This is a genomic window from Acidobacteriota bacterium (assembly GCA_039028635.1).
In the GTDB taxonomy this organism is placed as follows: Bacteria; Acidobacteriota; Thermoanaerobaculia; order Multivoradales; family JBCCEF01; genus JBCCEF01.
Genome location: JBCCHV010000007.1, coordinates 1 through 21,072 on the forward strand (window position 1 = coordinate 1; position 21,072 = coordinate 21,072).

Genomic DNA, 21,072 nt, shown 5'->3' on the forward strand with positions numbered 1-21,072 from the left:
ACCCGCAGGCTGCACTCGGCTCTCGGCTACCTCAGTCCAGCCGAAGTCGAACGCCAAGCCGCGCGGACCGCCCCCGGTCACCTCCGGGGGGCGGTGGCAACGGCCGCTGACGCGACCACTGCTACCGCGATTAAACTGCCTGCTGAGAAAGAGAAATCTTTAGGCTGATAACCGTCTACAAGATCGGGGCACGTCCAATCAACCCCCCAAGTCTGTGATCTCGCGGGCTAATCTGTACTTAATCTCGGCCTCATCGAGATTTCCCATAGCCTGAAGAGCATTTGCTAGCCCGTTGAGAGCGACTTTCACGCCTCCAGCATTCTCTGCCAGCTGACTGGCTGACAAGGCTCGCTCGAATGACTCGGCTGCGAGCGAGTACTTGCCTTGCCTCGTGAAGGTTCTTCCGAGTTTAACCAGGGCTCCTGCTGCGCCATCTTGGTCGGCAATTTCCTGTCGTGTGCCCACTGACGATCTGAACCAGCGTACCGCCGAGTCAAGTTCGCCGAGTTCGGCGAAAATGTCCCCTAGGCGACTGCAACAGTATGCAGCATCGTCGGGAGCATTCAGCCTACCGGCGAGAGACAGCGCACTCACGAACCGTCCTTCGGCTGCCGAGTAGTCTCCGGTTTGGAACTCAAGGTCCCCTAGAGTTCTGAGCTGCGTGAGCTCTTTCTCTTCCCCCTTTTCCGTGCTGAGCATCCGAATGTGCTGAAGTGCTATCTCGTGATGCACAATTGCAGCGTCGAAGTGAGTCTGGCGAGCTAATAGTCCTCCGAATCTTCGGTGAAGATTTTGGATGACTTCGCTGGGCGGCTCAATGAGCCACCCTAGGCCGACTGCGAGCCGGAATCTCCGACGGGCTCCTTTCAAATCTCCCAGACTCTCGTAGAGGAGTGCGAGATTGTTCTCCGCAGCTATCAGGCTGGAGAGTATTGCCCCTGAGAGCGATCGCTGAGACCGGAGACTGGTGGAATAATAGTAGTAGTAGAGAGGTAGAGGCCTAGCCTCGTAGCTCAGGCCGCGTCCCAGTGCCTTTCTGATATCTGCGATCGAATAAGCTGCTCCTGGGGCGAGAATCTCGCGCTCGTGAAGTAGGCTCTCTTCGGGTACTCCTCTCATCATTTTCCAGCGGACTTTCTCTAGGCTTCGGAATGGTCGGATCTCTCCTTCGATTAGTGACGCAATTTGCTGAGTCACCATTATTGGCTCGTCGAGTGGAAAAGGCTTTCGGCCAAGAAGACTCTGAGCTACGAGGAACTCTTGAATCGTATAGTGCGCGAATCGGAACTCGTCGCGTGAGGTTTTGTTGAGGAGTGATTGGCCTCCAAACTCGAGTCCTGACAGATTTGCAGGATGGTCTTCTAGAAGCTTGTCTAGTTCCTGCTCCCCGATCGATCGAATCTGCCTTCCCTCGGCCTCCTGTCCTTGCATGTGCAGCGCAAGGCGAACGCAAGCATCCCAGAGCTCGGACGTGGTGGCACCTCGGTTCTTTCGTCTCCGTTGTTCCCGCTCTAGCCAGTGCCGAACCAAGGCCTCGTAGATGTCGTACTCAGAGGCCTGCTCTCTTAGGTCCATATTCATTAGGTCGTCGATGTAGGCGAGCAGCATGGGGCGCATTCGAAGAGACTTCATCTGCCCAACCAGCTTTCTGGCTCGCTCTTTGGGCTCCTCGCTGTGGGAGAACCAACGCTTGATTCTTGAAGTCGGCCCGGTTGGGTATTTCTTCGACAGATACTCGTTTATCTGGTTGTTCGAGAATGGTGAGAGATACAGGAGGTTGCAGTTGCTGAAACCGCCAATGCTCATCTTTCCGGGCTCTTCCTTGAGTTCTGAATCGGTCTTTGGGAAGAACTGCGTGCGACAAGTTATGAAAACTCGTCGGAAGTGCTTCGAGGCGTCTAACAGGTTGGTGACGCGAGTCTCGATTCTCTCGCGGGTTGGGTCTTCGTCAAGCGCGTCGAGCAGGAGTATGGTCTTAGATTTTCCTTGATGCTCCTCTAGCTTTTTCAGTGTGTCTGTCCCAAGGGCCAAGATCCTGAACCTAATTGACTTGGGCCAGAAGCCCAGAATGGCTGTGAGTTGTAGCATCATTAAGAGCGACGTCTTGCCCATTCCGGCGTCCGAGAGGATGAAGACGGTATTACGGCCATCTTTGATCTCGAATTCACCGGCAAGAAACTCATCGATCCAGTGACTTATAGGAGTTTGAAGAGATCGGCGCGGGTCATCTTCATTGAAGTCGGCAGGATTCAGCAGCTGGCAGTCTGGGTTGATGTAGTTTCTTGCCAGGATTCTCGCGTCCCCGAAGGCGTCGGAGAGCTGCTCAATTTGCTTTGAGCGCTCCCCTTTGACCTGGCCGAGGCGAGAGACGAGTTTGGCGATCCACCCAGCTGCGAGGACTGGAGAAAAGAAGTCGGTCACTTGTCGGGTTCCCCCCTTCTCGGCGTAGCGCCCCCACGGGGCGATCTGTCCTTGGGGTCTTTCGATTTTGCGCGTTAGCGGCTTCAAGATACTAGCGAGCCGCAGCCTTTAGGCCAAGCCTGTATTGCTCATGTGCGAATCCGAATCTGTCGATAATTTAGGTCGCGCTGAAGGTTCAACGACTTCGCGTGTCGGTAGCTTTAGGGAGAGCTGCCGTTGAGACTCTCTTCGCAAGCTCCGACGTTGGAGTATCTGCGTGCGGTCTAACTCGATGCGGAGCCGGTCTGTCATGCTGGGAAGAAGTGTGTCCTGCGGTGTGGGCGACCAAGCCACCCAGTTAAGAATGAGGGCTAGAGATTTTCGGTGAGTGCTTCCGGGCTAAGCGTCAAGGGGAATTTTTGACAGAAAGCTCCATCAGCATCTTCCAGCCCAGAAAGGGGCCGCTCAGCCTTAGCGTTTGCAGGTCGACATGCCTTCTTCGAAAATTCGGTTGTCGCTCGCGGACTCCATTTAGGCCAGTTGAGACCTGGAGATTTCACTAGATTCAAATGATCTTTTCGCAACGCCACCGTAAGCTTCGGAGCACTTAATGCCTTCTGCTCAGGCCTGACTGATCGACTGCCAAGGAGAGATTCACTGGAGGGTCCAGTCGCCTTAGGGACTTGCCGTGCCGCCACCCGCGCTCCTCGGGAGCGCTGGCGCACCCCGAAGCCATCTGCTCCAGCGTGAGTGAGTGAAAAGAGGTGCGGAACGGAGGAGCTAGCTCCCAAGGGACTTGCCGTGCCGCCATCGCGCCCTGTGAGCGCGGTGGCGCACACCAAGACCTTCTGCTCCAGCGTTTCTGACCGACTGATTAAGGAGGGAAGGAATGGTGGCCCACAGTGGACCCACTTTAAACCCTTCCCGAGGCAGCGACGAGGACGACGACGAAGAGGGCGATGCGGTAGCAGCGGGGGAGGTCCTGCATGCGTTTCTAGGGCGGCTTGAGGGATTTCGGGCCGCCCTACTTGCGTCTGGGGAGAGCCTCAAATGAGCGCCTCCTGCGAGACCTGGCAGGCCCTCATCCAGGACACCCCCGACGGGCCGAAGATCCGTCACCTCGCCCTCGATCGCTGCGACCTGATCGACTACGCCCTGGTTCAGCACGAGAGCCGGCACGCCCTCAAGTATCCCAACCGTCGCCGGGCTGCGTGGCGGATCATCCGTAAGCGCTACAGCCTCCGCCTCGAGGCGGTCGAGGTTCCGGTCCCTGAGCGCAAGGGGGCGGCGTGACGTGGCTGTACATTCCGCCGTCACCGCCCTCTCCGTCTGTACCGGAGTCGGGATGCTCGACCACGGCGTCGACATCGCTCTTGGCGGCGCGCTGCGCCCAATCATGTATGTGGAGGGGGAAGCGTTCTGCGCCGCGCACCTGGCGACACAGATGGAAGAGGGCGTCCTGGCTCCGGCGCCTGTCTGGTCTGACCTCCGGTTGCTTTGCCATCCCCGACTCGGCGCCCGCCCCTTTGTCGAGCGGGAAGTCCGACGGCTCGGCGGCCTCGGCCTCCTCTTCGGCGGCATCCCCTGTCAGCCCTACAGCGGCGCCGGCCTCCGCCGTGGAAAAGACGATGCTCGAGATCTATGGCCGGCCACTCGTCGAGCGATTGGGGCGTTCCAACCCGGGCTCGTGTTTCTCGAAAACGTCGCCGGATTCGCAGGAGACCCTTCCGGGCTTTGGCGAGTTGCCGGATCCCTGGAAGATCTGGGCTACCGCGTTGCGGCGGGACTATGGAGCTCGGAGGAGTGCGGCGCGAACCACGGCCGCATCCGGTGCTTCGTCCTGGCCGACCGCGACACTGACCGAGCTCGGGAACTCACCCGCCAGCTACGCGGCCATGAAGGACAGCATGACGACCGGCGCGCGGAAAGCGGTGACGGAGTTGTCTCAGGCCGCGAGACTGTGGCCGCTGGAGACGTGGCCAACCGTGGTCGCCTTGGACGGCGCCGGCTTCCGAGGGGATGCGGGTCCGAACAGGCACGCCGGCGAGACTCTGACCGACGCGGTCCAGAGCTGGGCGACGCCGGTCGCGAAGGACGCAAACGGTCCGACCTCGAATCACCGCGACCTCTGCCGCGAGGCCTCGATCTTCCCCGGTACGCCCTCAGTCGAAACGCCTTCCGAGCTTGGGCAGCTATCGCAGGTGCTCGCCCAGATCTCCTACCCGCAGCTCCCATCGGATGGCAAGAGCAGCGGCGGGAGGAAGCTCAACCCGGCCTTCGCGGCGTGGCTGATGGGCTGGCCCCCCGAGTGGACCGACTCCGTGCCACCGGAAACGGAGTGGACCCACTGGTGGCAGCGTACGCGTTCGTCTCTCTTTGGGCTGCTCTCCATGGCCGGGAGAGTTGAGGTGGCGGCGTGACGTGGTCGGTCCTCTGCACCGACGTGCTCGAGGGCCTTGCTGCCCTGCCCTCGGACTCCGTCCAGTGCGTCGTGACCTCGCCTCCCTACTGGGGGCTCCGGGACTACAGCATCCCGCCGACGCGCTGGGCGGATGGCACCGTCTGTTGCCTTGGCCTCGAGCCAACCCCTCACGCCTTCGTCGAGCACCTGGTTGAGGTGTTCGATGGGGTGCGCCGCGTGCTTCGGGCCGACGGGGTGTGCTGGGTAAATCTGGGGGACACCTACGCCGGCGGGCGCCGCGGACCCGAGGGCGATCACTCCAACCTTGCGGGGACTCGGAACAACCAAGCCGAGTCCCGGAAGGTCGAGATCTCAAAGCGGGTCGACGGGGTGCCGGACACGAACCTCCTCGGCATCCCCTGGCGCTTTGCGCTCGCGGCGCAGTCGGCGGGCTGGTTCCTGCGCCAGAACGTCATCTGGCACAAGTCGAATCCCTTCCCGGAGACGATCACCAGCCCACGGTGGGAGCGCTGTAGGCGCCAAGTGGGCGGCGGCTGGCAAGGCGATCACCCTTCGAAGCGACCGGAAGGGGCGAGCCGCTCGGGGTGCTTCGGTTCTTCCGGCGGAACGGTGGACTCGCCTGGTGCTGCGACTTGGGAACCTTGTCCGGGGTGCTCCTCGTGCGAACCCAATGATGGGTTCGTTCTTCGCCGCGGCTCCTGGCGCCCAACGACGGCGCACGAGCACCTGTTCATGCTGACGAATTCCTCGGACTACTTCGGCTGTGGAGAGTCCGTCAGGGAGCCTCTCTCTCCAAAGACCCGAACGGTCAAGACTACGCCGCGGAAGGGCGAGGGCGTGGAGAGTCGAGGGGAGGCCCTCAACGCCTGGATGGAGTCGCAGGGCGGCCGCTACCATCCGAACGGCCGCAACCTTCGCTCGGTCTGGCAGATCTCCACGCAGCCATTCTCAGGCGCCCACTTCGCCACCTTTCCCGAGCGCCTCGTCGAGCCCTGCATCCTCTCGTCGACTCCTGAGGCCGGCTGCTGCTCGAGCTGCGGCACTCCCTGGCTCCCGATCATCGAGCGCCGTCCTGGCGCCGGCAAGCGCAAGCCGGCCCACGTTCCCGGAACCCAAGGTTCGAGGACCTCGTCGACCGGATGGCGCTCCACTTTTGGTGGTGTCCAGGGCCACCGTCCCGCCTGCGACTGCGATGCGCCGGCGCGCCCCTCTCTGGTCCTGGACCCCTTCGCCGGCAGCGGCACGACGGGGCTCGTCGCCCTTCGCCTCGGTCGCTCGTTCCTCGGCCTCGAGCGCTCCCTCGCTTACTGCTCAATGGCTCGCGACCGGATCGGCGAGGCGGACCCGAATGTCCGCCTGTCGAAGCCGGCCGAGCTCGCTCCGATCTCCGGGCCGCTCTTCGAGGAGGGCGCCGCCTGATGGTTCTACCCGCAATCCCGAATGACACAACCCCGGCGGCCACCGGCCGCCTGAAGGAGAGCGCATGAGGATTCCCTTTCTTTTCCTTGCCTGGGACGACGTCTTTCCCGACGAGGGCAGCTTCCTGACGTGGGCTTGGTCAGCAACTCGCGCTCGTCGCGCCTTGGTCCGTCGCTCGGGAGCGGAGCCCGGTGACTTTGGCGTCGTGAGCGTTCATCACGACGTGCTTTGGATTCGGATCCTCGCGATTTTCTCGGAGTGGGCTCGCGCCAAGGTAAGGGCGGCGGACCGAGAGCTCCGGGCGGATCGGGAAGCCTTCCGCAGGGAGGTGCGGAAGCACTCGGAAGGCGGTGGCGAGTGACCAGGCCCGACATTGAGCCGCTCTTCGGCATCGTTCGCGAGGCGTTGGAAGCTGCCGAGAAGAGCATCATCTGGGCCGGATCCTGCTACGGCTCCGAGTGCACGAGTCTGGACTGCGCTTGTGCGATCGCCAAGGTTCGTGGCGCTCTTGAGGCGCTGCCGCACTTCGTCCTGGACGCCGCAGCGATCGACGCCTTCGCAGAGGCAGTCGCCAAGCACTGTGGCGCCGAGGGCGACGGCCTCGCCTTCGACATCGACATATGGACGGGTGAGGTCACCCCGGAGGGTGCCTAAATGGTCAACAAAGTAATCCTTGTCGGGAACCTCGGCCGCGATCCCGAAGTCAGAAACACGCCCAACGGTCAATCCGTCGCCAGTTTCAGCCTCGCCACCTCTCGCCGCTGGCGCGACCGGGAGGGTCAGAGCCAAAGCGAGACCACCTGGCACAACATCGTCTGCTGGGGCAAGTCGGCGGAAATCGCCGGCCGCTTCCTGCAGAAGGGCAAACAGGTCTACATCGAGGGCCGTCTCCAGACCCGCTCCTGGGAGGACCGCAAGACCGGCGAAAAGAAGTACCGCACTGAGATCGTCTGCGACAACTTCCAGATGCTCGGCCAGCGCGGCGAGCGGGACGACCGGGGCGCCTCGAGCGGCTACTCGGGCACGGGAGGAGGCGACCACGGTCCGGAGATCGAAGATGACGACATCCCGTTCTGACGCCCATCGCTGCCCGGACTGCGGAGGCCTCAAGAGCCGCAAGTCCAAGCGTTGCCGGGGGTGCGCTGTCAAGGCCCGCCGTGCCGCCGCGAAGCCTCGCCGTCACTGCCCGGGCTGCGGCGCGATCCTCAGGGGCACTCGGGCGAAGCAGTGCTACGCCTGCTGGGCGCGGGGGGAGCAAGATCGCCACGACTCGCAGGCGGCGCGCACCTGCCCAACCTGTAAGGGCCGGAAGTCCAAGGGGGCGGTCCAGTGCCGAAAGTGCTCTTACGTCAACCGCGAGTTCTCACCGACGGTCACCTGTGGCGGCTGCGGCGACTCGATGCCCCGGGGCTCGGGTCTCTGCGCGGACTGCCGTGCCGAGCGGGATGCCCTGGGGGTCTCTCCGGATCTGATCGCCATCTCGACGGGCCGAGTCGTCGAGTTCCACGCGCCCTCCTGGGACTGGCTCGAGGAGGCTGTGGCGACGCTCATCGCCAAGGACTACGAGCCCACCCGCGAAGTTTCGCCTGGCGCTGGGGAGTACTTTCGCGAGGGGATGCTGTTGCGATGGAGGGATGCGGCGTGATTGTTGAGCGAGCCAAGAGATGGGCGGGAATCCTTCATGCCGGGCAAGTCGACAAGGCGGGCTTACCGATCTTCGACCACGTTCAACGAGTCGGGGTCCGCGTCGGTGCGCTCCTCTGGCGGGCGGGGCGGCCCCGGATGGAGGTTCGCGAGGCGGAGATCGCCGGCTTCCTGCACGACGCCATCGAGGACACCGTCGCGACGCACCCAATGATCGATGCTCTTTTCGGCCGACGGGTAGCAGCGGCGGTCCTGATCCTCTCTAGGGATGACTCAATCGCGTACTCGGAGTACATCGATCAGGTCTTCGTCCGCGGCGGCCTGATGGCCCAGCTCGTCAAATTCGTCGACATGGAGGACAACCTCCGGGAGCCGGTTCCGAACAGCCTCCGAAGGCGGTACGCGGACCACTTGCCACAGCTTGCGGAGGCCTGCCGTAGGAGCGGCTTCGAGATCGAGCCAGGGACCTCCCAGGTGCTCGACGAGATCCTCGGGAGGTCGGCGTGATCCGCCTCCCGTGGTGGCTCCGCCGCTGCAACTGCCGCTCCTTTTTCGCGCGAAACGGCTGGCATGCCGACGGTTGCCCTCGGTACCGCCGCGTCGATCGTTCCTACTTGTTCCGCGCTCCGAACATCCCTCCCCCGGAGGCCCCGCCGGCTTCCTCCTGGCACTCTCGGCGCCGCCCCCTCCCTCCCGACTCCCTTGCCGATGCGGACGACGGACCGTGGCTGGAGATGGTGCGGAAGCTCGTCGCCGAGGCCAGAAAAGACGGCAGGAAGGTCCGAGCCAGCATCGAGAAGATGGCCCGCAAAGTGCCGCCGGAGCCTGGAGACCTGATCCTCCGAGCGGTGCATTCCGGTGGGTGGCGAATCGAGATTCGAATTGGCGATTGGCCTACCTGCGAGACCGGACTGTGTCGGTGTCGCGACTGTCGAGATAGGGAGGGGTCGTGAGCGCTGGCGCTCGGTCGCCATGGCAGGGACGTCGCAGGGATGTCGCCGTCACCCTGAGTGGCAAGGAGATCCGTGCAGGGTTGCGGACCCGCATGATTCAGCGCGACGACGATGACCGGCTTTGGATGTCAGCCGGGGATGCCGGCTGGGTGCTGGTGGTCGAGCACAGCCTCTTCCCGGCGAAGGAGGGCGAGCGTTGACCAAACTGCGACAGCGGATACCCCATGACGGTCCCAATTCAGCGGATACCCCATGACGGTCAAGCCGAAATGCGGGGCCAAGACCCGGGCGGGCACTCCCTGTCAGCAGGTGGCTGGCTGGGGTACGGACCACGAAGGCTCCGGGCGCTGCAAGCTGCACGGAGGCGCCAAGCCCATCAAGCACGGCCGCTACTCCAAGGTCGCCCGCGACCGCCTGGGCGACATCCTGGACGAACTGCGCGAGGCCGACACGGACCCGCTCGACGCCCTTCCTGACCTCGAGCTCGTCCGAGCCTGCGCGGTCTACGCCCTGCGCAACGACGGCGCCCCGTCGACTGTTGCACGCCTCGCGGGCGAGGCCGCCCGCCTGGCCGACCAGATCCACAAGCGCCAGGCCTCGGGCGCCGTCACCCTTGAGACTCTCCACCGCGTCATCGAACAGCTAGGAGTCGCCGTTGCCCGACACGTTCGAGATCCCGAAGCTCTCGCCGCCATCGAGCGAGACTGGGGATCTCTCCGAATCGGTTCGTAGCGCGGCCCTCCGCGGCCTGCGCCAGGCGGCCACCCTCCGCCGGCCCTGGATCACGTTCGATCCTCTGGAGCCGGAGCCCGACCGGTTTGCCTTCAGCTTCGACTTTGGCGCCGCCTCGCCGATCGCCGTTCGCGAGACCGAGGACCTGTCCCTTGACGCCGACGACGTCGAGTACTACTCCCGGATTGAGAGCTGGTCCCATCAGGCTCCGCAAGCGTCCTCCGCCTCCGCCTTGGCCCAGCGCCCTAAGCTCTACGCCTGGAACCGCCCCCGCCTCTACCCGAAGCAAGAGCAGGCGCTCTTCGATCCGGCGCGCTGGGTGTTCATCGAGGCGTCGACGAAGGCCGGCAAGACCGCCGGCTGCATGGTCTGGCTCCTCGAGCAGGCCCTCCGCGGCCGCCCCGGTGCCAACTTCTGGTGGGTGGCCCCGACCTACCGGCAGAGCCGCATGGTGTTCCGCCGATTCGAGCGCGCCATACCGCGCCAGGCCTACATCGCCAACCGCTCGGAGCTGACGATCACGCTTCCCAACGGCGCCACCATCTGGCACCTCTCGGCCGACCGCCCGGACAACGTCTATGGCGAGGACGTCGGTGCCGCGGTCCTCGACGAGGCCTCCCGCGTTTCCGAGGACATCTTCATCGCGGTCCGCTCGACCCTGACGGCCACCAAGGGACCAGCCCGCCTGATTGGCAACGTCAAGGGCCGGAAGAATTTCTTCTACCGCGAGTCGCGCAAGGCCGAGGCAAAGGAGCCCGGCCGGGCCTACTTCCGTCTCACCTGGCGCGATGCGGTCCAGGGAGGCGTTCTCGACGAGGAGGAGATCGAGGACGCGCGGCGCTCGCTGCCGGAGGCGGCGTTCAAGGAACTCTACGAGGCGGAGCCGGCCTCCGACGAGGGCAACCCCTTCGGTATCGACAAGATCGAGGCGATCACCGTGCCGAGCTTGTCGGATGGCGAGCCCGTGATCTGGGGCTGGGATCTCGCAAAGTCCGTCGACTACACCGTCGGTATCGCCCTCGACGAGCAGGGCCGGGTCTGCCGCTTTGTTCGCTATCAACGCGACTGGACTTTCACGATGGCCGACATTCGGCAGCACGTCGGCACGAGCGTCCCGGCACTGGTCGACGCGACAGGGGTCGGTGACCCGGTGGTGGAGCAGATCCAGGAAGGCCGGGGGAACGTCGAGGGCTTCAAGTTCTCGCCTTCGTCGAAGCAAGAGCTGATGGTCGAGCTGTCCACTTGGATCTCGAGGGGGGCCGGAGAGGTTCCCCGAGGTGTGATCACCAACGAGCTCGAGTCCTTTGAGTATCAGTACACCGCGACCGGGGTTCGCTACTCCGCGCCGCCGGGGGCCTACGACGATTGCGTCATGGCGCTGGCCCTCGCGGTTCGGGGGTGGCGCGGCTATGGCTCGGCCCCGACGAGCGTCTACGGCGAGGTCTATGGGGGGGGGAATCGGCGATGAAGAGCAAACCGAAAGACGTTTCGGGCTGGGCCGCCCTGGGGTCCTGGACCGCGGGCTGGGCGTTGTTGACATACTCGATTTCGAGGCTTCTGCCGTGGGATCCGGTCGCGATTTGGGCCGGATCGGCAGGCCTCTTTCTGCTGGCCTACGGGGGCCTTCTCCCGCTGGCGCTGACGTTCTGGTTCGGAGTCCGCACGCTGACCGATGAGTCGAAAAGGAGATCAAGATGAAGATGTTCGAGAGTCTCGATCGGCGGCTTGCGGGGGCGGCAAGGCGCGCCTCGGGCGCGCCCCTTCGTTCGCTGCCCGGGATTACTCCGGGGAGCCCCTACTATCCGGACTGGGATGCCGAGAAGGCTTCCGAGGAAGGCCTCAAGGCCTCGGCGGTGGTTTACCGCTGCGTGATGGGCAAGGCCGAGAAGGCGGCCTCTGTGCCGTGGTGCGTGTGGCAGCGCGCCGATCACGAAGACGTCAAGGGCGAGCCGGTTCCGAATCACGAATACGCCCGCCTCATCGAGCACCCGCGCCGGGATGGCCGCTATGGGCGAGCCGAGCTGATCGCCTCCGCGACGGCCCATCTCGACCTCGCGGGCAACGCGCTGGTCCGGATGCTGCGCGCTGGCATCGGCGCCAAGGTTCCGATGGAGCTGAACGCCGAGGTACCGGTCGGCGTTGAGCCGATTCCGCACCCGATCGACTTCATTTCCGAGTACCAGTTCGATGACGCGCAGCGAGGGCGCGGCACCTGGCCGGCCGAGGAGATCATCCACGCTCGTCGGGTCGACCCTGGGAATCCGATCTGGGGGCTCAGCGTGGTGCAAGCGCTGGCTCGTTTGATCGACCTCGACGTCGAGCGAGACCGCATGATGCTGCGCCGGATGGTCAACGACGGTCGCCCTTCGGTGATCCTGACCGACGAGGCCCTCAAGACGACGCAGGAGCGCGAGGATGTCGAGGACTGGCTCGCAGATCGGGCTGAGCGATACCGCGGCGGGTTCATGGTCCTCGGCGGCAACCAGGGTCTCCTGAGCATGGGGATGAGCTCCCGCGATCTGCAGCAGGTCGAGAGCGGCGCCTTCACCCGAGACATGTTGGCGATCGGCTTCGGATACCTCGCCGCCGGCTTTAGCAACGATGCAGCCACCTACAGCAACGCCGAGATCTTCGTGCGCCACGAATGGGCAGGGCCGGTGATGTCGAGCAACCGCATCCTCGCCGACGCCTTCACTCGCGCCCTGGTGCCACCGGACAAGTGGGGGGAGATGTGGATCGCACCCGACTACTCGAGTGTCGAGGCGCTTCGGGAGAACTTCATCGACAAGGCCAAGGCGCTCCGGGATCTGCGCGACGCTGGCGTGGCTCTCAACGACGCCAAGCGCTACCTCGACATGCCGTTGCCCGACCAGGCAGGCGGCGACGTCCCGATCGTGCCCGGGAATTACCTGCCCGCCGAGATGCTGGCCGATGAGGCCCGCGGCCTGAGCGATGGCTGAGCCGATCCGCCGAGACCTGCGCCGGCGTGCATTCGTCCGACGCTTCGACGAGGCGATCACTCCGGCAGTGCGCGAGATGCGCCGCACCTTCCGCGACGCGGTCGCCATTCTGGTGACCGAGATCGGGATCGATGAGCTCAAGAAGGCGCTCGAGGATGGAACGCTCGAGCGTCTTCTAACTCAGCACGCGGCCTGGGGTCGCTTCGCCGGCCTGCTCGAGGAGGACGGGAGACCGATCCTCTCGAGGGTCCTCACTCGAGCGGCAAGGGCGGCCGGCGAGACCACCCAGACTCTCGGCAAGGTCTGGACCCGGGAGAACATGGGCGACATCGCCGAGTTGCTCGAGGAGCTGGCCGATCGCCAGATCGGGGCGCTCGTCACAGGGGTGACCGAGCAAACACGCTTTGCGATTCGCGATCTGGTCGGTAGGGCGCTACGAGAGGAGCCAACGACGGTGCGTGCGATTCAGCGGGCGCTGCTGGCCCTCGATGGCGAGGGAGGCCGGCCGCGGCTCGGGCTGGATCGCCAGCGGCAGAGGGTCTTCGACCGCTACATGGCGGATCTCCTCGACCCGGAGGGCGCCGGGAAGGGGCTCAGCTCCTCTCGTATCCAGCAGCTCCTCGATCGTCGGTACCGGGGCCTTCTGAGGGCCCGGACTGGTCTGATTGCGCGGACGGAGGCGAACGCCGCCGGCAACCGCGGTCAGTTTCGGGTCTGGGAATGGGCGGCCGACCAGGGGGACCTTGACGGCGGCCGATACGTGCTCGAGTGGGTGACGCGGGTGATCAACGTGTGCCCGCGCTGCGTGGCGATGGATCGCGCGACTCGGGAGGTTCGGAGCGGGCTATTCGTGAGTGATGGCTCGGGGCCGAAGGGGGTGGAGGCGGTGACGCAGCCGGAGCTGCATCCCGGTGGGTACTGCCAGGCGAGGACGGTTTTACGGCCTCGGTAAAGTTACACGTCCCCAGAGACAGCAGAAGCGAAGAGAGGGAGCAGGGCGGGACTTGAACCCGCGTTGACCCCGGACCGAAGGCGCGTCACCATCGGCTGCGGCCAGGACTCCGCTGGTCAACCTTTCCTGGTAGGCCCAGCTCTCCCGATAGGCGCCGTCACCAGTGCCTCACTGGAAGCCTCCTCCCTCTCTTGCAGATCTCTCAGGCCGCCTCCCCCCGCTCTGCGGCCGCCTGAATAAACCGCACCGCCTCGGCCTTCGGGATTCGATAGGACCGACCAGGCCGGAGCGCCTGAATCTCCCCGCTGGCGATCAACATCGTCACTCGCCTGGGCGTAATTCCCACGGCCTTGGCGAGGTCTGAAACCCCAACATAATCCCCTCGGGGCAGAAGGTCGATCGCTGATTGAAGGACGTCTTTCGAGCCGTTTTCCATGGCCCGACTCTAGCAAGTTAGGAAATCTGAGAAATCTAGGAAAGTTAGGAAACCTGGGAAGTTTCGGCTTCCGAGCCGCCTTCATCGTCGGTATACCAGGGCTGCAATGGCCGACGACGAAAAGAAAGCCAAGCCGTCTCAGATCTACGTCTACGGACCGATCAATCCGTGGAACGTGAATGCCTCGGCCTTCCGCGAGCAGCTCGACGCCTTGGGCGATCCTGAGGAGATTGAGCTCCGGATCCACAGCCCGGGCGGGAGCGTCTTCGATGGCTTCGCCATCTACTCGATGCTTCGCGAGCACGCGGCCAAGGTCACCACCTGCATCGATGGGCTCGCCGCCTCCGCGGCCTCGCTGATTGCGATGGCGGGCGACGACGTGAAGATGTCGGAGGTCGCCTTCTTCATGATCCACGAGGCGAAGAGCTTCACCTTCGGTGACGCGGCTGAGCACCGCCGCACGGCGGACCTCCTCGACAAGATTCGCGGCCCCATGGTGCAGGCCTACCTGCGGCACTCGACGCTCTCGGAGGACGAGCTGGTCGAGGCCATCAAGGCCGAAACCTGGTACGACGCGGACGAGGCGATCAAGGCGGGTTTCGCGGGGTCGAAGTTCAAGAGCGCCGCCCCGGAGAACTCGGCCGCTCCCGCGATCGAGGGGGCCGCCGCCTTCGATCTGTCTTCGCTGCACCCCAGCGCTCCCGCTGCCGCGGTCGAGCGTTTCGTGAACGGTCAGCTCCCGGTCGCCATGCCCGAGGGTGAGGAGTCTGTCCTCGCCGCCGTGCAGGCCCATCTCAGCGATTTCAACTATCCGGCCCCGAAGGGCTCCGAGCCTGTTTCGGATCTCGACGCCGATTCCCTGAGCGCCGTCCTTGCGGAGCTCGAGAACCTACAGCCGCAACACGCGGCGGGAGGCTAGAACTTTGGCAACTCCGGCACAGACGGCTGAAATCGAGCCGCAGACCGATGACAAGCGCCCCGAACTCACGGGAGACGCCAAGGAGATCGTCGAAACGATCCAGCAGAAGTGGGGGGAACTCAAAGCCTTCCATGCGGACGAGCTTGCCGCTCGCGATGATCGGCTCGCCAAGATCGAGGGTCTGGCGGGCGAAGAACAGCAGAAGCTGAAGAACATCGCGAACGAGGTGCTCGATCTCGAGCTCAAGCTGGCTCGCCTAGCCGGAAGCGGGCGGCAGCAGCCCGTCCCGGCGAACGAAGACGTCGAGCGAGTCACGGACCCCTATGACGCGAACAACCCTCGCAGGCTCGACGACTACGAGGCGGCTCAGGACTCCTATATCCGCTTCGGCAAGGACGGGGTCACCGCCAAGGCTCGGCCTGTTCTCGCGTTGGGCAACGCCTTCCAAAAGCACATCGAGAACGGTTCGAGAGCCGATCAGTTCAACCCCCAGGCGGCGCTTTCGACGGACTACGGTCCCGGCGGCGGCATCTGGGCACGCCCTCACTTCGAGAGTGAGGTCGAGCGAATGCTGCAGGAGATGAACCCGTTGCGGGAGTTCGCCCGGGTCGTTCTCTGCAGCGGCGGGTCCTACGAGGGTGTCATTCGAAACGGCAACCATCAGCCGCTGACCCAGCGAGGTGAGCGAGAGGGGCGGCCCACCAACACCGAGCGAAACCTGTTCGTCGGAAAGAAGATCACGATCTACGAGTACACCGCGACCCCTGCCCTGACGCAAACGTCGATCGAAGATTCGGTGGTCAATCTCGAGGCGGAACTGGTGGACGACTCCAGCATCCAGTTCGGAGTCACCGAAGGGTACTTGGGCCTGCGCGGCAAGGGCCGAGGTGAGCCCGAAGGGCTGTTGGAGGCACCGGACATTCCGGAAATGGCAAGCGGAGTGGCCGACTCCTTCACGCACGATTCCCTGATCAAGCTGATGATGAATCTTCCGCCGTTCTATCGGAAGAGCGCTCGGTACTTCATGGGGCGGGATGCCCTGGTGAAGGCGATGACCGCCAAGGATGGCAACGAGGCATATCGGTGGCAACCGTCCAATCAGGAGGGAATTCCCTCGCTTCTGCACGGCCATCCGTGGACGGAGTTTGTCGACCTCGACAACGTCGCCCCGAATGGCATCCCGGTGATCTTCGCGAATATGTACCGCACGTACCGAATCGCCGACCGTCGAGGTCTTCGCATCGTGCGTGACGAGGTCACCGAGACTCCGTTCGTCAAGTTCAACATCACTCGCCGGTGGGGCTCCCGAGTCTGGATGGGTGAGGCCGCCCGCAAGCTCCGGATCGCCGCCTAGAAAGGAGCTGAGATGCGAGATCTGAAAAGCGATATCGACGTCGACGTGATGCTCGACCACGGTCAGCTCACTGCGACCAAGACCGACGCCCCGATCTACGACACCAAGGGGGCGCAGGGGCACGTTCTCGTGATCTACGTGCCCATTGTCACGACTGCCGACGGTTCCAATTACTTCGAGTTCAAGCTGTTCGAGGGCGACGATCCGCTGCTCGCGGACGCGACCGAAGTGAGCGCCGACGACCTCCTGGGGGTCGCTCCGGTCGTGAACGATCCTAGCCAGGCGGGCGGGCTCTTCAAGTTCGGATACCGAGGGTACAAGACCTTCCTCCGAGTTCAGCCGACCGAGAACGGCAATGCCGACATCGAGGCCTCGGCCATCGTGGTCCGCGGCCACCTCGAAGACTGGCCGAGCGCCTAGCGCCTCGTGCTGAGCGAGCGACCAACAACTTTCGTTCCGGAGGATCTGATGACAAATCAAGGATCGAGGCGGCCTCCCGAGGAGCGCGTTCTCTGCCGTTTCCTTGGGGACGCCAAGGGGTACCAGGATGGCGAACTGCGAGAGTTTGCCGAGGGCGACGAGGTCGAGCTCTGCGACGTTCTTGTTCAGTCGTTCACGTCGCTGGGCTTGATCGAGTCGATCGACACCGAGAAGGCCCGGGCAGAGGCCGAGGCGGCGCTGGCTGCCGAGAAGGCCCGGGCAGAGGCCGAGGCGGCCAAGAAGCAGGACGAAGGTAAAGCGACGCCGAAAACGAAGGCCCAGCGCCCCCGAAAGAAGACGGCCAGCGCTTGATCTCGGACGCCACGTTGCTCGCCTGGGTCGACCCTTCGGCCAGCGTGGCAACCCTCCGCATCTTCGAGCGGGGGGTTGTCCGCGATCTGGAGGGTTGGATCCCTCGGTACCTGGGTCCAGTCAAGACCCATACCGAGATCCTCTCCGGACCCGGAGCGGCTCGAGGGCGGGCTCTCCTCAGCCTGGGCGAGGGGCGTCCGTCGCCGCTCGTTCTGCAGGAGGAGATCGGTGGCGTGGGCGCGCTGCTGGCGGTGCGGTGCCGATCCTCAGAGGGCGACGCATGGATAGACCTCGACGAAGCTCCCTGGGACTCGCTCGAGGTCGACGGCCGCCGTCTGATTCGACTTGGCGAGGCCTGGCCGCCCGGGCACCGAAACCTACAGGTGCAGTACTCCTTCGGCTTTGACGAGGATCAGGGGCCCGAGGACGTCACCGCCTACGTCCTCGAAGCTGTGCGGACGCTGTACCAGCGTCGCCAGCTCGAGGGCGTCAGCAGCGAAGCTATCGACGGTCACCGGATCGTCTACGACGGCCTCAATGCCCTGCCGCAGGCTCTCGTCGAGGTCCGCAACAACCTCAAGCGTTCCGCATTTGGGGGCTGAGATGCGCCTCTCGCTTCGTCTTGCTGGCGCGGCTCTCCTGATCGCCCTTCCGGCCCTGAGCCAGATCATCGGACTCGATCCCTCGGCCTTCGGTTCGGCGACCTGGCGTGAGTCGGTCGAGTCGATCGGGGATCTCCCGGCTTGCTCGGGCAAGGCGCTCGACACGATTCGTCTGGTTCGCTCGGTGGGCCTGCATCATTGCCCGCCCGCCGGCGGGGAGTGGACCCTCCTGGCGGGTGGAAGCGGAGGCTCTGGGGATGTCACAGGCGTGGGGTCCTGCGGCTCTGGGCCCTGCTTCAGCAACGAGCCTTCCCGGTTCGTGTTCGCTGCTCCGGACGGTGGGGGTGTAGCCGGGTTTCGCGCGCTGGGCGAGGCCGACATCGCCGACCTGGATCACTGCACGCCAGCGCCGGATGCGACCTACTTCGTCTCCGGGTCCTTCTCGAGCTCGAAGTGTCCCTATTGCGACGCGAATCGCTGCCAGTCGACCGTCGCAGCAGCCGTGACCCAGGCGCGAACCGACTTTCCCTTGCCCGCCCGGGTGCGCATTGTCCTTTACCCCGAAGCGCATTCGATCGAGTCGCTGGCTCCCGGGCCGCTGGTCGATATCGCTTGCCTGTACGCCCTCGGGCCGTCGACGTCGACCGCGGCCGACCCGAAGTGCCGGATGGTCTCCTCTCAACCTTCGGGGGACGTTTACTCGATGCAGGTGTCGACGCTGACCAATGTGAGCGTCGAGGGAACGGGAACGCCGACAGGCGACATCAACATCGTCAAGTGCGACCTGGGCGCCTGCTACGGGCGCAACGTCGACATTCAGGACAGCTATGAGGCCTCGCCTCACGTCGTGCGGGGCGTCTACGCCACGGGGAGCACCTTCCCGTCGGCTCAGTTCTGGAACCTGTCGGTGCAGCACTTCAAGACGGGGACACCAAGTGGGGTGTCGGTCGAGGTGGATCAAACTGCCTCGCTCGTGCTCTGGGGCGGCTGGCTGAATGATCACGGCTCGGTGCGGGCAAGCGCCGTCAAGTGTCGTACCAGCCAGAGCTGCCAGCTCAACAGCACCAAGATTGGCGCCAAGGCCGCGAACACCTTCGTTCTTCCTCTCGACTGTGAGGGCCTCTCGTGCGCCGTAGAAGGCGGCACCTCGCCTAGGGACCTGAAGAACCCTCCCGTGGGTACGGTCGAGTGGGACTCCGCGGCGACCTCGGATGTTCCCGGCCATCTGCAGCTCGCCGGAGATCTCACCGGGCCGGCGACGGCTCCCCAGGTTGCTCCGGACGCCGTCGAGCTCGGCACCGATACGACGGGCGGGTACGCCGGCTCAGCGACGGAGGGTGGTCCCGCGACGACGGCCCTGGAGCTCGACAGCGATCCGGCGGGGTGCTCTCCTGGCGACTTCGTCGTCGACGTCGATGCCGATGGCACGTTGACCTGTGCCACGCCTTCTGGGGGTGGCGGTGGCGGAGCAACCGATCATGGCGCTCTTTCGGGGCTGCCGGATGACGACCACAGCCAGTACACGCTCTTTGGTGGTCGGCCGGGTGGTCAGTCCCTCTCGGGGGGCATCGCGGCCGGCGAGAGCCTCACACTTTTCGGCACCAGCCACGGCACACCCGGCGATGTGTTTCTGGGCGCTGGGCGCTTCCGCCTCCCCGGGACCGGCTCGAATTCTGATGTCGAGCTCGCCCTTGATGTCGATGGCGACACCGGTTTCGCGTGCATCGGCGACGATGCCTGTTTCTGGATCCGGGCGGGTGGCTACCAATACGAGTTCGGAGCGAGTTATTTCGGCACGGCCCTTGGCTCCAGCGGCTTCCGGATCTACACGAGCTCGTCGGCGACGTCGCCCATGTACAGCGTTCGAGGTGACGTTAATACGGGCCTGGGCTTCGGGGGCAATGACAACTTCTTTGGCGTCGCGGGAGGAGTCTCTGCGTTCACTGCGTCGGAGGCCCTCAGTGTCGCCACCACCACGATTCACGACGCTTTCCGGCTAGAGCCCCAGAGCTCGCCGCCGCTCGCCTGCTCGGCGGCCACGCTGCATGTCCTCTACGGCGACGACTCCGTCGCGTTGTGTTGGTGCGATGGAACGTCCTGGCAAATTCTTGGCGGCCCTGGGAGCTGCTCGTGAGCGATCTCTACTTGCCGATTCGCGAGACCGGCCTGACGCTTGAGGATGTCGGAGTTCGCCTCTACCGCGACGGGGTCGCCCTCTCCGGTGCCGAGGTTGCCAGTTTGATGCTGGTCCAGGTCGAGGCGGACGGGGGCTATCGCCTCTCTGGTCTGCCCACGCCGGGCGCCGCCTCCTGGGCACAAGTCACGTTCGAGTACCCGGCGGGCGTCGGTCAAGGCGACATCTGGCAGCGTGGTCTCGGATCGCCGTCGGCTCTCGTGATTCCAATCCGGGCGTCAGGTCTTGCGAGCGACGCCTTCGACCTGCGGCTCTTCGCCAACGGAGTGCGCCAGGCGGTCGACCTGACCGTCGTCGAGAGCCCTGGTGGCGGCGACTACGTCGTGAGTGGCTGGCCCACGGGCGTTCTTGGAGAGCAGTGGGAGCTGGCTTGGACCTACGGCGGGATCTCGGGCGCCGTGGGCTGGCGCGGAACCGTTCAGCCTGCCGCCGGCGGCCAGCTCGAGCAGCGCGCCCTGCGTTCCGCCCTCAGGATCGGCAAGCGGTGCGGCGAGACCATCCAGGTGCTCGAACCGCACTCGCTCTTCGCGACGCTCGAGGGCAAGCCTCCTGCGGTGCTCGAGCTTAGCTCCGCGGCGGTGGCCGGAGACTCGGCGCTGACCCTCCGCTCGACCCACGTCAAGGGCGTCCGGACGGGCGAGCCTCAGCCGCTCAAGGGTTCCGTCGAATCCGGGAACCGCCTCACGATCGACGGAAACGTCTACCAAGTGAGCGAGACCGCTTCCGTGGTCGAAGACGATCTCGCCGTGGAGGTGGAGCCGGCCCTGGCTTCAGCACTTCCCGAGGGGACCGAAGTCGAGCTCGGTCCCGGCGTGGACCGGGCCCTCGAAGGCTGTCGGTTCTCGGCCGTGGATCTCTCGCTCGTCGATGACGAGTTGATCCTCGAAGGCGACCAGGTGGTAAAGATCCCCAAGCTCGGGGCTCCTGTCGCGCCGACCGTCGGGATGTTCGTGAGTCGGGAGGCTGGACGCGACGGCGAGATTGTCCGGATCAGCCGCGACGAGCCCGGCTATTGGGAGGTGCACGTCGGCAGCCCGAGGTCTCGCCGATGAGCTTGATCACCCGCGAGCTCTCGCTCGAGCAACTGGGCCCGGCGATCCAGCAAGTCGCGAAGTGGCTGCCTGAGCTCGGCGTTTGGATCCACCGGTATGTGCACTTTGCGGTGGCTGTTCGGCTGCCGGTGGTGTCTCCCGTGGGCTCCTTTCCGGAAGACCCTCACCCGGGCAAGTTTCGCGGATCTCACCTGGCATCGGTCGGGTCGCCCCGCTTCGCCAACCTCCCGGACAAGGCGTT

General features: G+C 64.7%; 21 protein-coding genes. 19 read left to right on the forward strand and 2 right to left on the reverse strand.

The window, feature by feature from the left end; all coding sequences use genetic code 11:
* Positions 1 to 198: 198 nt before the first annotated feature.
* Positions 199 to 2,421, reverse strand: a complete 2,223-nt coding sequence (locus AAF604_04460; GenBank protein ID MEM7048885.1) for a tetratricopeptide repeat protein — start codon at positions 2,419 to 2,421, stop codon at positions 199 to 201.
* Between the two features lie 1,029 nt (positions 2,422 to 3,450).
* Here AAF604_04460 and AAF604_04465 point away from each other — a divergent pair.
* From AAF604_04465 to AAF604_04520, 12 genes are all read left to right on the forward strand, one after another.
* The gene (locus tag AAF604_04465) at positions 3,451 to 3,693 is read left to right on the forward strand and encodes a hypothetical protein (protein MEM7048886.1); all 243 of its coding nucleotides are present in this window, start codon (positions 3,451 to 3,453) and stop codon (positions 3,691 to 3,693) included.
* A gap of 335 nt (positions 3,694 to 4,028) precedes the next feature.
* On the forward strand, positions 4,029 to 4,820 hold the full coding sequence (locus AAF604_04470; GenBank protein ID MEM7048887.1) for a hypothetical protein: 792 nt from the start codon (positions 4,029 to 4,031) through the stop codon (positions 4,818 to 4,820).
* Positions 4,817 to 6,241, forward strand: a complete 1,425-nt coding sequence (locus tag AAF604_04475; GenBank protein ID MEM7048888.1) for a site-specific DNA-methyltransferase — start codon at positions 4,817 to 4,819, stop codon at positions 6,239 to 6,241. The genes AAF604_04470 and AAF604_04475 overlap by 4 nt, the downstream gene beginning before the upstream one ends.
* A gap of 357 nt (positions 6,242 to 6,598) precedes the next feature.
* Complete coding sequence (locus tag AAF604_04480) at positions 6,599 to 6,895, forward strand: hypothetical protein (protein ID MEM7048889.1); 297 nt, start codon at positions 6,599 to 6,601, stop codon at positions 6,893 to 6,895.
* Positions 6,896 to 7,318, forward strand: coding sequence for a single-stranded DNA-binding protein (locus AAF604_04485; GenBank protein ID MEM7048890.1), 423 nt, complete (start codon positions 6,896 to 6,898; stop codon positions 7,316 to 7,318).
* Positions 7,319 to 7,640: 322 nt separating this feature from the next.
* Complete coding sequence (locus AAF604_04490) at positions 7,641 to 7,886, forward strand: hypothetical protein (protein MEM7048891.1); 246 nt, start codon at positions 7,641 to 7,643, stop codon at positions 7,884 to 7,886.
* The gene (locus AAF604_04495) at positions 7,883 to 8,392 is read left to right on the forward strand and encodes a hypothetical protein (protein MEM7048892.1); all 510 of its coding nucleotides are present in this window, start codon (positions 7,883 to 7,885) and stop codon (positions 8,390 to 8,392) included. The genes AAF604_04490 and AAF604_04495 overlap by 4 nt, the downstream gene beginning before the upstream one ends.
* Positions 8,393 to 8,834: 442 nt before the next feature.
* Positions 8,835 to 9,038 (forward strand): hypothetical protein, encoded by a 204-nt coding sequence (locus AAF604_04500; GenBank protein MEM7048893.1) that lies wholly within the window; start codon positions 8,835 to 8,837, stop codon positions 9,036 to 9,038.
* Positions 9,039 to 9,090: 52 nt separating this feature from the next.
* The gene (locus AAF604_04505) at positions 9,091 to 9,570 is read left to right on the forward strand and encodes an HGGxSTG domain-containing protein (GenBank protein MEM7048894.1); all 480 of its coding nucleotides are present in this window, start codon (positions 9,091 to 9,093) and stop codon (positions 9,568 to 9,570) included.
* Positions 9,494 to 11,038: a terminase family protein gene (locus tag AAF604_04510; GenBank protein ID MEM7048895.1), complete on the forward strand. Its 1,545-nt coding sequence runs from the start codon at positions 9,494 to 9,496 to the stop codon at positions 11,036 to 11,038. The genes AAF604_04505 and AAF604_04510 overlap by 77 nt, the downstream gene beginning before the upstream one ends.
* 226 nt (positions 11,039 to 11,264) lie before the next feature.
* Positions 11,265 to 12,530, forward strand: coding sequence for a phage portal protein (locus tag AAF604_04515; protein MEM7048896.1), 1,266 nt, complete (start codon positions 11,265 to 11,267; stop codon positions 12,528 to 12,530).
* A complete protein-coding gene (locus AAF604_04520; protein ID MEM7048897.1) occupies positions 12,523 to 13,482 on the forward strand; it encodes a hypothetical protein in 960 nt (319 codons plus the stop codon). Before AAF604_04515 ends, AAF604_04520 begins: the two co-directional genes overlap by 8 nt.
* 202 nt (positions 13,483 to 13,684) lie before the next feature.
* Here AAF604_04520 and AAF604_04525 read toward each other — a convergent pair whose 3' ends face one another.
* Positions 13,685 to 13,918: an excisionase family DNA-binding protein gene (locus tag AAF604_04525; protein ID MEM7048898.1), complete on the reverse strand. Its 234-nt coding sequence runs from the start codon at positions 13,916 to 13,918 to the stop codon at positions 13,685 to 13,687.
* A gap of 106 nt (positions 13,919 to 14,024) precedes the next feature.
* Between AAF604_04525 and AAF604_04530 the strand changes: the two genes are divergently transcribed.
* The 7 genes from AAF604_04530 to AAF604_04560 are packed head-to-tail and all read left to right on the forward strand — an operon-like array spanning position 14,025 to position 20,831.
* A complete protein-coding gene (locus tag AAF604_04530; GenBank protein ID MEM7048899.1) occupies positions 14,025 to 14,837 on the forward strand; it encodes a head maturation protease, ClpP-related in 813 nt (270 codons plus the stop codon).
* A 4-nt stretch (positions 14,838 to 14,841) separates the two neighbouring features.
* Positions 14,842 to 16,191, forward strand: coding sequence for a phage major capsid protein (locus tag AAF604_04535; GenBank protein MEM7048900.1), 1,350 nt, complete (start codon positions 14,842 to 14,844; stop codon positions 16,189 to 16,191).
* Between the two features lie 12 nt (positions 16,192 to 16,203).
* Positions 16,204 to 16,611, forward strand: coding sequence for a hypothetical protein (locus tag AAF604_04540; protein MEM7048901.1), 408 nt, complete (start codon positions 16,204 to 16,206; stop codon positions 16,609 to 16,611).
* A 6-nt stretch (positions 16,612 to 16,617) separates the two neighbouring features.
* Complete coding sequence (locus tag AAF604_04545; GenBank protein ID MEM7048902.1) at positions 16,618 to 16,983, forward strand: hypothetical protein; 366 nt, start codon at positions 16,618 to 16,620, stop codon at positions 16,981 to 16,983.
* Complete coding sequence (locus tag AAF604_04550; GenBank protein MEM7048903.1) at positions 16,980 to 17,585, forward strand: hypothetical protein; 606 nt, start codon at positions 16,980 to 16,982, stop codon at positions 17,583 to 17,585. Before AAF604_04545 ends, AAF604_04550 begins: the two co-directional genes overlap by 4 nt.
* Positions 17,521 to 19,719, forward strand: coding sequence for a hypothetical protein (locus AAF604_04555; protein ID MEM7048904.1), 2,199 nt, complete (start codon positions 17,521 to 17,523; stop codon positions 19,717 to 19,719). The genes AAF604_04550 and AAF604_04555 overlap by 65 nt, the downstream gene beginning before the upstream one ends.
* Complete coding sequence (locus AAF604_04560; GenBank protein ID MEM7048905.1) at positions 19,716 to 20,831, forward strand: hypothetical protein; 1,116 nt, start codon at positions 19,716 to 19,718, stop codon at positions 20,829 to 20,831. The genes AAF604_04555 and AAF604_04560 overlap by 4 nt, the downstream gene beginning before the upstream one ends.
* Positions 20,832 to 21,072 lie beyond the last annotated feature (241 nt).

Bases quoted from the DNA above. Each gene is read 5' to 3' on its own strand.
- AAF604_04465 (MEM7048886.1), top strand. From the start codon at position 3,451: ATGAGCGCCTCCTGCGAGACCTGGCAGGCCCTCATCCAGGACACCCCC.
- AAF604_04470 (MEM7048887.1), top strand. From the start codon at position 4,029: ATGCTCGAGATCTATGGCCGGCCACTCGTCGAGCGATTGGGGCGTTCC.
- AAF604_04485 (MEM7048890.1), top strand. From the start codon at position 6,896: ATGGTCAACAAAGTAATCCTTGTCGGGAACCTCGGCCGCGATCCCGAA.
- AAF604_04490 (MEM7048891.1), top strand. From the start codon at position 7,641: ATGCCCCGGGGCTCGGGTCTCTGCGCGGACTGCCGTGCCGAGCGGGAT.
- AAF604_04505 (MEM7048894.1), top strand. From the start codon at position 9,091: ATGACGGTCAAGCCGAAATGCGGGGCCAAGACCCGGGCGGGCACTCCC.
- AAF604_04515 (MEM7048896.1), top strand. From the start codon at position 11,265: ATGAAGATGTTCGAGAGTCTCGATCGGCGGCTTGCGGGGGCGGCAAGG.
- AAF604_04520 (MEM7048897.1), top strand. From the start codon at position 12,523: ATGGCTGAGCCGATCCGCCGAGACCTGCGCCGGCGTGCATTCGTCCGA.
- AAF604_04525 (MEM7048898.1), bottom strand. From the start codon at position 13,918: ATGGAAAACGGCTCGAAAGACGTCCTTCAATCAGCGATCGACCTTCTG.
- AAF604_04530 (MEM7048899.1), top strand. From the start codon at position 14,025: ATGGCCGACGACGAAAAGAAAGCCAAGCCGTCTCAGATCTACGTCTAC.
- AAF604_04540 (MEM7048901.1), top strand. From the start codon at position 16,204: ATGCGAGATCTGAAAAGCGATATCGACGTCGACGTGATGCTCGACCAC.
- AAF604_04555 (MEM7048904.1), top strand. From the start codon at position 17,521: ATGCCCTGCCGCAGGCTCTCGTCGAGGTCCGCAACAACCTCAAGCGTT.